Consider the following 11633-nt stretch of genomic DNA (forward strand, 5'->3'; position numbering starts at 1 on the left):
AAGCAGCCGGCATTTCTTAAATTAGTACAAACAACATAAAAAAACGATGTATAAGCTGACGATTAGCCCGCAACAAGTTAACGAAGCCCTTGGACAACACATTCTTGCTGACGGTTTTGATATGACCTATGATATCGAAAAAAGCCACGGTGCCTACATCTATGATGCAAAGCACAACCGTCAGCTGCTGGATTTTTTTACCTGCTTTGCTTCTGTGCCGCTGGGATATAACCATCCCAAAATGAACGGAGATGAAGAATTTAAGAAAAACCTGCTGCTGGCAGCCCTGGCCAATCCCTCCAATTCCGACGTCTATACCCGGCAATATGCCCAGTTTGTCGATACTTTTTCCAGATATGGCATGCCGGACTACCTGCCTCATGCCTTTTTCATCGCCGGTGGCGGGCTGGCCATCGAAAATGCCCTCAAGACCGCTATGGATTGGAAAGTACAGAAGAACTTTAAAAAGGGTTATCAACAGGAAAAGGGAGTTAAAGTCCTTCACTTTGAAAAGGCTTTCCATGGCCGTACTGGCTATACAATGAGCCTCACCAATACTTTGCCCGAAAAAACCCGGTGGTATGCTAAATTTGACTGGCCGCGTGTATCTACACCCGTTATCCGTTTTCCCCTCTGGGGCGACAATCTCGAAAATGTGATTCAGGCCGAGGCCCGTTCCATCGCACAGATCAAGCAGGCCTTTACCGATAATAAAGACGAGATCTGCGCCATCATCATCGAACCCATTCAGAGTGAGGGCGGAGACAACCACATACGCGGAGAATTCCTGGCCCGGCTGCGTCAGCTCGCAGATGAGAACGAGGCCCTGCTTATTTATGACGAAGTGCAGACCGGGGTGGGACTTACCGGCAAATTCTGGTGCCACGAGCATTTCGGAGCGGAAGCCCGGCCAGACATCATTGCCTTTGGCAAGAAAATGCAGGTCTGCGGCATTCTTGCGGGCAGGAAGATCGATGAAATCGAAACCAATGTCTTCCATGTTCCTTCCCGGATCAACTCAACCTGGGGTGGTAACCTCGTCGATATGGTGCGGGCCACTCAGATCCTGCAGATCATCGAAGAAGACCGGCTTTGCGATAAAGCTGCCGATTCCGGAGCCTATCTGCAGCAGCAACTGCGCGGTCTGGCTGCCAGGCATCCGCAGATCAGCAATGTACGGGGCAGGGGACTGCTCTGCGCCTTCGACTTTCCCTCAAAAGAGCTGCGGGACAGCTTCATTCAAAAAGGCATGCAGCAGCAGGTCATGTTCCTGGGCTGTGGCACCAGCACCATCCGTTTCCGGCCCGCACTATGTATCGGGAAAACAGAAATAGACGAAGGGATCGACATCATGGACCGTATCCTGCCCGCGCTTTAACCTTCTATACAAAAGCAGAAAAGCCTGTAATGGCGCGTCCGACGATCAGTGTATTGATCTCCTTGGTACCTTCATAAGAATAAATGGCTTCTGCATCTGCTACGAACCTGGCTACGTCATGCTCCAGTAAAATCCCGTTGCCGCCCATCACCTCCCTGGCCCTGCTCACGACGTCCCGTGTACGCATCGAGCAGAATACCTTGGCCAGCGAAGCATGTTCGTCCGTAAGCAGTCCCTGGTCCTGCAATTGCGAAAGCCGGAAACACAAAGTCTGCATGGCCGTAAGGTTACACAGCATCTCCACCAGGTGGTTCTGGATCAGCTGAAAGGAAGCGATCGGCTTGCCAAACTGTTTGCGCGTACGCGTATAATGCAGGGCACTCTCATAAGCACCCCGCGCACAACCCACCGCCTGCCAGGCCACCCCGGCCCTGGTCATCTTCAGCACCCTGGCTGTATCCTTAAAGGAATTCGCATTTTGCAGCCGGTCCGATTCCTCCACCTCGCAGTCCCGCAAAGTGATCACCGCATTCTGCACGATCCTTAGCGCCATCTTGTCCTGTATCTTCTCTGCAGAGAAGCCCTTCGTGTCTTTGCGCACGAGGAAACCTTTTACCTGGTTGTCCTCAAGGTCCCGCGCCCAGATTACCGTCACATCGGCAAAAGTGGCATTGCCGATCCATTTCTTCCGGCCGTTCAATATCCATTTGCCACCCTGCCTTTTTGCCGTTACCGTCAGCCCGCCCGCTGCGGCAGAGCCCACTTCCGGCTCCGTCAGTCCGAAGGCCCCGATCAGTTTCAGCTGCTGCATCTGCGGCAGCCATTCCTGTTTCTGCGCTTCCGAACCCAGCAGATAGATCGACCCCATCGCCAGGCCACTCTGCACCCCGAAAAAAGTCGAAATAGAAGTATCTATCCTTGCCATTTCCATCGCCAGGATCCCTTCCATCAGGTTCGATTTTCCCGGACAGCCATAACCCTGGTAAGTCAGACCACAGATATTCAGTTCCGCAATCTTCGGGATCAGCTCAAAAGGAAATTCGGCTCTCAGCCAGTAATGGTTTACGACCGGCTTCACTTCCCGTTCCAGGAAATCACGTACTTTTAGTTGCAGGGCCCGGTCCTCATCTTTCAGCGCCTCCTCACCCAGGTGGTAAAAATCACCTTCTACCGGCGGCAGTTCTTTCTTTTTGTGCGGCGTATCCATCATCTTCATCAGTCCCTGCAATTGTGTCTCATCCAGCGACGAGACCGAGTCCATCATCTTAGCCAGGTCGACCTTCCTGGAAAGTGATTCCAGTTTGGCCAAATCAATGGTCCTGAAAAGTGTGTAAGCGTTTTTAAGCGATGAGAAGAAACCAGCCATATTGAATTGTTTAGAACTATTGCGGTTGTACACGAAATGATCAGTGAGACCATTAATCAACCACAACAAGATACAAAGCCCTTTTGTTGAAAACCAATTATAAGACCGAAAACTTCTCCTTCATTCCCCATATCCCCAGCAATCCACCGGTATGTACCACTACGATCTTTTCATCCGCCGCAAAACGACCCTGCGATAACAGGTCCTCCAGGGCAAAGAACAACTTGCCCGTATAAACCGGGTCGGTCAGAATGCCTTCGGCCGCAGCAAACCTGCCGATAAACTGCGTCAACTCCGGGCTGGTCCTGGCATAACCCCCGAAATGATAAGCGGTGTGCAAGACCAGCCGGTCCAACCCATCCGTATACCGGGCAATCTCCGCCCGGATAAATTCACCGCCCTTCAATACCGGGACCACGTGCAGTAACGTATCCATGCCTGTTTCCCGTATACCTTTCAGGAGCCCGGCTGCCGTAGTTCCTGTTCCGGCCGCACAAAACAAATGCCGGGTGTCAGGCGGCAGTTCCGTCACCAGTTCAGCACAACCCAGCACCGCAGGCATGCCCGCGCCGCCTTCGTCTACAAAGCAAGCCTCCGCGTCGCCGCCGAAATGACGCTCAAAAAGTCCCCTCTTGTCCTTGTAACCCAACCGGTCTGTAAAGCGGAGTTCCATGCCATACAACCTGCACAGCAACAACATCTCGTTCTCTGCCATTTCACCCCGCACGAAGGCCGTACTGCGCAGGCCGTTCCGGGCACAGGCCGCGGCCACAGCCACCAGGTGATTAGAATAAGCTCCGCCGAAAGTGACCAGGTGCCGTCTGCCGGAAGCCAGTGCGCCTTCAAGTATGTACTTTAGTTTGCGCCATTTATTGCCCGAGATATACGGATCGATCATATCGTCCCTTTTTACCCAGACCGAAGCCCGCTCAGGGGCCTTGAGTTGCTGCAGGGGGCTATGTATCGTCACAGACATTTGCTGCAAATATATTTAAAGATTAGCTTTGCAGGCTATGGAAAACCCAGATGTGCTGCAGGAAGCAGAAGACCAGGACCTTTACGAACACCTGAATATCGTTGTGGATAAAGGACAGTCCCTGCTGCGCATCGATAAATTCCTGATGTACCGGGTCAATAATGCTTCCCGTAACCGCATCCAGAACGCCATAGACGCGGGAAATGTACTCGTCAACCAGAAGACCGTAAAGCCCAGCTATAAAGTTAAGCCTCTGGACGAGATTTCTATTGTTTTTCCTCACCCCCCGCGCGATACCGAAGTTTATCCTGAGGATATCCCGATCGAGATCATTTACGAAGACAACGATCTGCTTGTCGTCAATAAAGCTGCCGGAATGGTCGTCCACCCGGGCTATGCCAATTATACGGGCACCCTGGTCAATGCCCTCGCTTATCATTTCGAGCAGCTGCCCCAGCTGACAGGCAATGAAGGGCGCCCCGGTCTTGTGCACCGCATTGACAAAGATACTTCCGGCCTGCTGCTGATCAGCAAGAACGAAGGCACCATGACCCGTCTGGCCAAGCAGTTTTACGACCATACCATTACCCGCAGGTACATCGCCTTGGTTTGGGGCGATATCGCCGAGAACGGCACAGTAACCGGTTACATTGGCCGTAGCGCCAAAAACCGGATCATTATGGACATCTATGACAGTGAAGACAAGGGCAAATGGTCGGTGACCCATTATACCGTACTTGAGCGCCTGGGCTATGTCACGCTCATCAGCTGTCAGCTGGAAACCGGCCGGACCCACCAGATCCGGGCGCACATGAAGCATATCGGTCATCCGTTGTTCAGCGATGCCAATTACGGCGGTGACAAAATCATAAAAGGTACGACTTTTGCAAAGTACAAGCAGTTTGTCCAGAACTGTTTTGAAGTTATGCCGAGGCAGGCATTGCATGCCCAGGTATTGGGCTTCATGCATCCCGGCGTCCGGCAATATATGGAGTTTGAAGCACCGCTTCCGGCAGATTTTGCAGCCGTACTGGACAAATGGAGAAAATATACCCAATGATCCTGCACAACGACGAATTTTATCCCGGTGAGCAGCCACTGCTTACTGTACATAACCGCGGATTCCGTTACGGCGACGGTATCTTCGAATCCATGCGTATGACAGATGGCAAGCTGCGCTATGCCGAGGCCCATGCAGAACGGCTTAAAGCAGGCATGAAGGCACTGAAAATTGAAGGTTCAGCCCTTATGGACGAGTACTTCCTGCGCCAGAAGACCGCAGAACTTAGTAAACGAAACAAATTTAAGGACAATGCCAGGTTCAGGCTTTCGGTTTACCGGGAAGGTGGGGGGCTTTATGCGCCGGAAAGCAACAAAGCAGGTTATATCCTTGAAGGCACAGCACTAGACACCGGCACTTACGAGCTCAACAAAAAAGGCCTTATCCTGGACGTATTCCAGGAAATGACCAAACCGGTAGACAAACTGTCCAATCACAAGACCAGCAGTTCATTGCTATATGTTATGGCCGGGCTTTACAAAAAACAGCACCGTCTTGATGAAGCCTTCATTCTCAACCAGCAAGGCTTTCTCTGCGAAACCATCAGTTCCAATGTCTTTGTGGTCTATGGCAGCCAGGTCTATACGCCTGCGCTTTCAGAAGGTTGTATCAACGGTATCATGCGCAGGGCCGTTATGGATCTGGCCAGGGCAGAGGGCATTGCAGTCATAGAAGCACAGATCAACCCAGAGGTACTCAACGAAGCAGAGGAAGTATTCATTACCAATGCTGTCGGCGGCATCCGCTGGGTAATGGGTTACGGGCGCAAGCGTTATTTCAACGAAGTCTCCAAAACACTCAGCGCCCGCCTGAACAGCCGGCCTTAAACTCCCTCCAGCCTGATCAGGAGTACCCGATCTGCAGGTAGCCGACTTTACAGGATATAAAACAGCTTGCCGCTGCTCAGACTGCCCCCGCTGCTCACCAGTGCCGGCTGGTCATCTTCATAACTCAGCCTGATCATCTGCGTGAGGTCACGCTCTATCGTCTGCGATATGGTCGTCGTCGGTGTGTCTGTCGGCTTGTTCTCAAACGGGTCCTGCAGGTGTATCGCCATCTTTTCGATCAGGAAAAAAGAGCTTGAGATCGCGATCACCAGTGGGATCTCTACGACACCGAAGAACTCAATCAGGCCAAAAGGCAGCAGCAGCACAAACAAGAGCACGGAAAGATGAATGTATACACTGTATGTAGCCGGGAAGATCGTATTCTTAATGCGTTCACAGGCACCCATCTGGTCAGAAAATTTCGACAATGTGCTGTCCATCTGCACCTGCTGGAACTCATTGATCCAGCCCAGTTTGTAGGCATTTTTCAGGTCAGAGCCCTGCAGTTTCAGTAAGGCCAGTGGCACATTGCTGTAATTGCGGGCATAATCCATGTCCTCCCGGGTCAGGAATTTCTCCAGCCCTTCCAGCGGGTCCTGCCGCCTCAGGCTCCTGCTCAGCGCATAGCACCAGGCGATCTGCCTTTTCGCCATCCGCTCACAAAACTTCCTTTCTTCAGCCGATCCGTAAGATGTATCAATAAAAGTCAGGAGCTGACGCGTCAGCGTCCGGGAATCGTTCACAATGCCGCCCCAGATCGTCCTGGCTTCCCACCAGCGGTCATAAGCCTGGTTAGACTTAAAGGCCAGCAACAGCGAGATCACCGTTCCCAGCAAAGTGGGAATGGCGATCGGTATGGAAATCCGTGTAAAGTGAAAGTTGTTGTACAACACGGCAATGAGTATCGCGTATAAAGTTACGCCGATCACTTCCGGCTTGATCTTGCCGAAGATATAACTCACGGGAATATTTTGTTTCAGTAACATAGGCTAAAAAATTAAGGTTTAGACTTCTTCCGCCAGCACCAGTTCCTCCGGCGTAACCGGGGCGGTCTCTGCATCAGCTGTGCGTGTGGCAATCTGCGTCAAGGCGATACCGCTCTTGCGGATAAATGGCAAAGGGTCGGCGCTGGAAGCATTGAGTTTATCCAGTACACAAAAGACCGGATCCAGCACAGCGTCAATTTCATTGGCCTCCAGGAAATCTCTGAAGTTGCCCAGGCTGCTGCCGTAAAAAAACTCGATGCCGATCACCAGGCCCGGATGCTCCGCCCTCAGTTTTTCGCAAGCAGCGTAAAAGCCATCAGATACATAGCTGTATTCCTTGTTCCTGCGGGACAGCATCAGCAGATCGGAGATCGAGTCGGCAATTTTAAAGAAATGCACGAAGACCAGGCGCAAAGATGTACCTTCGTATTGTGCACATAAAGCAGGAAGGCAATCTGTCGACTTCCTTGAAAAATCAGTTGGGATCAATATATTTTGCATAACCATAACATTAGTTAATGCAAGGTTAGCCTGTACTTATTAAGAGGTTTTTAGAACCCCGTTAAAGACAGATTAGAATTTCATTAGAAAATAAGGCGTTTTCTCTAATTTTTTATCCTTCAGCGGAATAATTGCCCGTAGAAGGCAGCAAAACCTGTATTTCAGTGCCTTCGCCCACTTCCGAGCGGATACCGATCGAGCCCTTGTGCAGCCGGATAATGTTTAGTGTAAGCGGTAGCCCGATGCCGTAACCTTCGAAGCTTCCCGTGTTCGAGGCCCTGAAAAAAGGCTCAAAAATGTATTGCAGCTCATTTTCCGGAATACCGATGCCCCTGTCCGTTACTGAGATAATAATCCTGCCATTTTCAACCGTCAGTGCGATCTTTACGGGCTGGTTACTGGAATACTTGCAGGCATTCATGACAATGTTGGTCACCGAAAGATGCAGGAGATTGGTGATCCCATCCGTATACAGCAGTGACTCATCCTGGGGTAGGGCTGAATAATCCAGGTCGACCGCACATTCGGGGATAATCTTGCGCACCGAGGCAATTACGTCCAGGATCAGTTCATCTACCCTCACTTTTTGCCAGTTCTGCTTCTTCCCGTCAAAGCCCGATTGCGCAAGTCCGAGCAAACTGGTGATGATCTGGTTCAGTTTCTCTGCCTCCTTCAGTACCACCTCGACCGCATTACGGCTCTGGGCATTCAGGTCCTGCTGAAGCAACAATTCCGTTTCCGCTGTAATGATCGCAAGCGGTGTGCGCAGCTCATGAGAGGCATTGCTTACAAAATTGTTCTGCGTCTCAAAGGCTGTTTCCAGGCGCGTCAGCATGTGGTTGAAAGTCAGTACCAGTTCTGCAACCTCGTCTTTTCCGCCGGTTTCCTTTAACCGGAGGTTGAGGTTATCCGCACTGATCGTTTTCACACTCTTGATGAACTGCCGGAAAGGCCGCATGGTATAGTTCGAAAAAACAATCCCTACAACATAGATACAAGCCAGTGAAGCAAAAAAACCGATGGCCAGCACCCTTTTCAGTTCCTGCAGCTCCTTAAATCCGTAGGGGTCCGATGCGCCCACGATCACGATATAAGGTCCCCTGGCTGTATTGAAGTAACCACCCGCGTAAAAGCGGTTGTCTTCGCTGTACCTTGCCTTGCCCTTTTGGATAATGGCCTTGTAAAATTCGTCAGGCAAGTTTACCGGCCTTGGAAAAAGCATTTTATGGTAGGGATCTATCTTGATGATATGATCCCGTTCATCGTCCAGCTTCTCCAGGTAACGGTTGCGCACCTCCTCATAGGCGCTTGATCTGGCGTCCGGGGTGATCTTGATCTCGGCTGCCAGGTTTACCCTGGCCTCCAGCCGCTTAAAGAAATCCTCAAAGTTAAACTCAGATACGAAATAAAAGATCGCCGCGTTCAGCAGCACCAGCCCCAGCGTAGCCAGTCCGAAAAACAATAATGTGATCTTGTTCTGTATCTTCATGGCCTGTATTTAGTCCTGCTCCCTGAAGATATACCCCGAGCCAAATACCGTATGGATCAGTTTTACGGCATAGCCTGTGTCCAGTTTCCTGCGCAGGTAGTTGACATAGACATCCACCACGTTTGTTCCCATATTGAAGTCAATGTCCCAGACATTCTCCAGTATCTGTATCCGCGACAGTACCCTGTTCCGGTTTTTTATAAAATACAGCAGCAATTTATATTCGGTAGTCGTCAGTGTCACCTGCCGGTCGGCCCTGGTGACGGTCTGTGTGTCCAGGTTCACCTCGAGGTCAGCCGCCTTCATCAGGTTGACAGCCGTACCGCCGTTTTTTGACCGCCTGATCGCCGAGCGGATCCTGGCTTCCAGCTCGGGAAACTTAAAAGGTTTGGCCAGGTAATCGTCAGCCCCTGCATCCAGCCCGGTCACAATATTTTCCGTTGTGTTCAGCGCCGTCAGCATGATCACCGGCACCTCAGGGTTCACTTTCCGGACCTCCCTGCAAAGCTGTATCCCGTTCATGCCCGGCAGCATGATGTCCAGAATCAGAAGGTCAAACTGATGGCCCAGCGCCATATCCAGCCCCATGTTCCCGTCCACGGCAACACTTGTCTCAATCCCCACTTCCTTAAGCCCTTTTACAATCACCGAGACTAATCCCGGTTCATCTTCCACCAACAATACCTTCATAATCTCACGCCTCTAAGGAATTCCCCGATCCCCATGCGTTTTTTTCCTTCGTACTGCAGCTCCGTGAGTTTCAGGAAACCGTCCCTGGCCGCAAACTTCAAAAAGGTCTTTCCATCTGTCAGGAAGCCTCCCGGTGCAATACCCGGTTCCTTTTCCTCGATTTCCGTCCGGAACACTTTCAGGGTCTTGCCGTTCAATTGCGTAAAGGCGGTAGGATAGGGACTCAGTCCCCGCACCAGGTTATGGACCTCCCGGGCAGGCCTGCTCCAGTCAATCTGGCAGAATTCCTTAAAAATTTTCGGCGCATGTTTCAGTTCCCCGCTTTCCGGCTGCGGCTGCTCCTGGTAGTCCCCGGTTTCAATCGCTTTTATCGTACGTACCAGCAAATCTGCGCCAAGCTGCATCAGCTGGTCATGCAGCTCCCCGGCAGTCATATCCTCCGGTATCTGCACCGTATCCGAAAAAATCACATCACCGGTATCGATTTCCTGCTTCAGGAAGAACGTCGTCGCGCCGCTTTCCTTTTCCCCGTTGATAATGGCATGGTTGATCGGCGCGGCCCCCCTGTACTGGGGCAGCAAAGACGCATGCAGGTTAATTGTGCCCTTGGGTGGCATGCTCCAGACTATTTCCGGCAGCATCCGGAATGCCACCACTACCTGCAGGTCAGCGTTCAGTGAACGCAATTCCTCAATAAATCCTGGGTCCTTAAGCTTTACAGGCTGCAATACCCTCAGCCCGTTAGCCACCGCATATTGTTTCACCGCACTTACCTGCAGCTTCTGCCCGCGTCCTGCCGGTTTATCGGGTGCAGTCACCACACCCACAATGTCCATTTCCGCTTCCTTCAAGGCCTTTAGTGAAGCTACGGCAAAATCAGGTGTGCCCATGAAAACTATTTTCATACGTCGTTGTTTGAGATTAACAATTCAAGATGCGTTTGCAAATTAACAAAAATAAAGCGCATCTGTTCCTGTAAAGCTATGCCAGAAAGTATTGAAGCCATTGAGTCCGCCGGTCTTACCTATGCCAACGACAGCCAGCCCGGGATCAGCCGCAAAGGCAGTCCCGGCAAATTCTTTTATATCGACCACGAAGGCAATCGGATCAAAGATGAAAAGCAGCTTGCCCGCATCAAAAGACTCGTCATTCCGCCTGCCTGGACCAACGTTTGGATCGCCAGGAAGAGCAATGCGTATCTTCAGGTAACCGGTTATGACGGGGCAGGCCGCAAACAATACCGTTACCATCCGGAATGGACCTCCCGTCGCTCCGACAGTAAATATTTCCGTCTGCTCGAATTCGGCAAGGCTCTGCCTGCCGCCCGCCGTCATATCGCACGCGATCTCAGGCGCAAAGCCTTTGATGAACGCAAAGTGCTGGCCATCTGCATGCAGGTCATGCTTAAGACGCTGATCCGCGTAGGCAATGAATCTTACAAGCAGCTTTATGGAAGTTATGGCCTTACCACGCTTCGCGACAAACACGTGAAGATCGATGGCAGCCAGCTGCTGATCAGCTTTACCGGAAAAAAAGGCGTAAAGCAAAATGTAAGACTCAACGACCGCACCCTGGTCCGGCTCGTGAAACAAAGCCGGGACATTCCGGGGCAGGAACTTTTCCAGTATTATACGCAAGGGGGACAGCACCGGGCCATAGACTCCGGCAAGGTCAACGCCTATATCCGCGAGATCACGGGCTGCGATTTTACGGCCAAGGACTTCCGTACCTGGGGCGGAACCCTTGAAGCATTACGCCAGCTGGCCAGATGCTGCAGCGAAGATACAGCAGCGATGACAAGGGCCTCAGAACGTTCAAAAAAGAAAATTATCGTTGAAGTACTGGACTGTGTCGCCAGCAAGCTGGGCAATACCAGGGCCGTATGCAAAAGTTCTTATGTTTATCCGGTCCTCCTGGAAGCATTTGAAAACGACCAGCTTTCCCGCTACCTGAAAAAGATCAGCGGCAGCCGGGGCGAATCCCAGGCCGACCTGGAAAACGACGAAAAGGTACTCATGCAATTCCTGCGCGCCGCACAAAGACAAAAAGCCGAAAATTTAAGCGCTTAAATTGGAAACGTTCCAAAGTTAAAACACCCGATTAAGGTATCTGAATCAGGCATTTATATTACTTTTCCCGGGGGGCATTCTTAACGGGATGCACCGGCTGCTCACTGGTTTCCCGTCTTTCGGCGGGGTTGTTAAAATGCGGCTCTTTTCCCTTATATACCTCGTCTTCGGGCTGCTTTACCGCCTTGTCGCCTTCCGGTATTTTACCCTTGGGAATTTCTTCGCGGTAGTTGCTGCTGGGTTTTTCATTCTTCTTTTTAGGTGCGCTGTTCATAAAAGGATGTATTTGAC

12 protein-coding genes are annotated in these 11633 nt (G+C 51.4%); 4 read left to right on the forward strand and 8 right to left on the reverse strand.

The window, feature by feature from the left end; translation table 11 throughout:
* Window positions 1–46 precede the first annotated feature (46 nt).
* Window positions 47–1378, forward strand: coding sequence for an L-lysine 6-transaminase (lat, locus tag P2W84_RS05265; protein WP_276089071.1), 1332 nt, complete (start codon window positions 47–49; stop codon window positions 1376–1378).
* 4 nt (window positions 1379–1382) lie between these two features.
* Here the strand turns inward: lat and P2W84_RS05270 are convergent, their stop codons facing one another.
* Together P2W84_RS05270 and P2W84_RS05275 are read right to left on the reverse strand one after the other, a co-directional pair.
* A complete protein-coding gene (locus P2W84_RS05270) occupies window positions 1383–2744 on the reverse strand; it encodes an acyl-CoA dehydrogenase family protein (RefSeq protein ID WP_276089072.1) in 1362 nt (453 codons plus the stop codon).
* 97 nt (window positions 2745–2841) lie between these two features.
* Entirely contained in the window at window positions 2842–3720 is an 879-nt protein-coding gene (locus P2W84_RS05275; protein WP_276089073.1) for a pyridoxal-phosphate dependent enzyme, read from the reverse strand.
* A 37-nt stretch (window positions 3721–3757) separates the two neighbouring features.
* On the opposite strand from P2W84_RS05275, the gene P2W84_RS05280 reads away from it, so the two are divergent.
* A complete protein-coding gene (locus tag P2W84_RS05280; RefSeq protein WP_276089074.1) occupies window positions 3758–4780 on the forward strand; it encodes an RluA family pseudouridine synthase in 1023 nt (340 codons plus the stop codon).
* Window positions 4759–5607 (forward strand): aminotransferase class IV, encoded by an 849-nt coding sequence (locus P2W84_RS05285; RefSeq protein WP_276089075.1) that lies wholly within the window; start codon window positions 4759–4761, stop codon window positions 5605–5607. Before P2W84_RS05280 ends, P2W84_RS05285 begins: the two co-directional genes overlap by 22 nt.
* A gap of 47 nt (window positions 5608–5654) precedes the next feature.
* On the opposite strand, the gene P2W84_RS05290 is transcribed toward P2W84_RS05285, so the two are convergent.
* The 5 genes from P2W84_RS05290 to fmt form a co-directional block, all read right to left on the reverse strand.
* Window positions 5655–6593: a bestrophin family ion channel gene (locus P2W84_RS05290; RefSeq protein ID WP_276089076.1), complete on the reverse strand. Its 939-nt coding sequence runs from the start codon at window positions 6591–6593 to the stop codon at window positions 5655–5657.
* A gap of 18 nt (window positions 6594–6611) precedes the next feature.
* Window positions 6612–7094, reverse strand: a complete 483-nt coding sequence (locus P2W84_RS05295; protein ID WP_276089077.1) for a hypothetical protein — start codon at window positions 7092–7094, stop codon at window positions 6612–6614.
* Between the two features lie 112 nt (window positions 7095–7206).
* Window positions 7207–8583, reverse strand: coding sequence for a HAMP domain-containing sensor histidine kinase (locus P2W84_RS05300; protein ID WP_276089078.1), 1377 nt, complete (start codon window positions 8581–8583; stop codon window positions 7207–7209).
* A gap of 9 nt (window positions 8584–8592) precedes the next feature.
* Window positions 8593–9273: a response regulator transcription factor gene (locus P2W84_RS05305; RefSeq protein ID WP_276089079.1), complete on the reverse strand. Its 681-nt coding sequence runs from the start codon at window positions 9271–9273 to the stop codon at window positions 8593–8595.
* Complete coding sequence (gene fmt / locus P2W84_RS05310) at window positions 9270–10178, reverse strand: methionyl-tRNA formyltransferase (RefSeq protein WP_276089080.1); 909 nt, start codon at window positions 10176–10178, stop codon at window positions 9270–9272. Before fmt ends, P2W84_RS05305 begins: the two co-directional genes overlap by 4 nt.
* Window positions 10179–10256: 78 nt before the next feature.
* On the opposite strand from fmt, the gene P2W84_RS05315 reads away from it, so the two are divergent.
* Window positions 10257–11342 carry a DNA topoisomerase IB gene (locus P2W84_RS05315; protein ID WP_276089081.1) on the forward strand — a complete coding sequence of 362 codons (1086 nt, stop codon included), beginning with the start codon at window positions 10257–10259 and terminating at the stop codon, window positions 11340–11342.
* 58 nt (window positions 11343–11400) lie between these two features.
* Here P2W84_RS05315 and P2W84_RS05320 read toward each other — a convergent pair whose 3' ends face one another.
* Complete coding sequence (locus P2W84_RS05320) at window positions 11401–11616, reverse strand: hypothetical protein (protein ID WP_276089082.1); 216 nt, start codon at window positions 11614–11616, stop codon at window positions 11401–11403.
* Between the last annotated feature and the right edge of the window lie 17 nt (window positions 11617–11633).

The sequence above is a fragment of the Pedobacter sp. JY14-1 genome, from assembly GCF_029269825.1.
Taxonomy (GTDB): Bacteria; Bacteroidota; Bacteroidia; order Sphingobacteriales; family Sphingobacteriaceae; genus Pedobacter.

What these genes read in the sequence shown, in the direction of transcription:
- lat (WP_276089071.1), top strand. Translation starts at nt 47, where the DNA reads ATGTATAAGCTGACGATTAGCCCGCAACAAGTTAACGAAGCCCTTGGA.
- P2W84_RS05270 (WP_276089072.1), bottom strand. Translation starts at nt 2,744, where the DNA reads ATGGCTGGTTTCTTCTCATCGCTTAAAAACGCTTACACACTTTTCAGG.
- P2W84_RS05275 (WP_276089073.1), bottom strand. Translation starts at nt 3,720, where the DNA reads ATGTCTGTGACGATACATAGCCCCCTGCAGCAACTCAAGGCCCCTGAG.
- P2W84_RS05280 (WP_276089074.1), top strand. Translation starts at nt 3,758, where the DNA reads ATGGAAAACCCAGATGTGCTGCAGGAAGCAGAAGACCAGGACCTTTAC.
- P2W84_RS05285 (WP_276089075.1), top strand. Translation starts at nt 4,759, where the DNA reads ATGGAGAAAATATACCCAATGATCCTGCACAACGACGAATTTTATCCC.
- P2W84_RS05290 (WP_276089076.1), bottom strand. Translation starts at nt 6,593, where the DNA reads ATGTTACTGAAACAAAATATTCCCGTGAGTTATATCTTCGGCAAGATC.
- P2W84_RS05295 (WP_276089077.1), bottom strand. Translation starts at nt 7,094, where the DNA reads ATGCAAAATATATTGATCCCAACTGATTTTTCAAGGAAGTCGACAGAT.
- P2W84_RS05300 (WP_276089078.1), bottom strand. Translation starts at nt 8,583, where the DNA reads ATGAAGATACAGAACAAGATCACATTATTGTTTTTCGGACTGGCTACG.
- P2W84_RS05305 (WP_276089079.1), bottom strand. Translation starts at nt 9,273, where the DNA reads ATGAAGGTATTGTTGGTGGAAGATGAACCGGGATTAGTCTCGGTGATT.
- fmt (WP_276089080.1), bottom strand. Translation starts at nt 10,178, where the DNA reads ATGAAAATAGTTTTCATGGGCACACCTGATTTTGCCGTAGCTTCACTA.
- P2W84_RS05315 (WP_276089081.1), top strand. Translation starts at nt 10,257, where the DNA reads ATGCCAGAAAGTATTGAAGCCATTGAGTCCGCCGGTCTTACCTATGCC.
- P2W84_RS05320 (WP_276089082.1), bottom strand. Translation starts at nt 11,616, where the DNA reads ATGAACAGCGCACCTAAAAAGAAGAATGAAAAACCCAGCAGCAACTAC.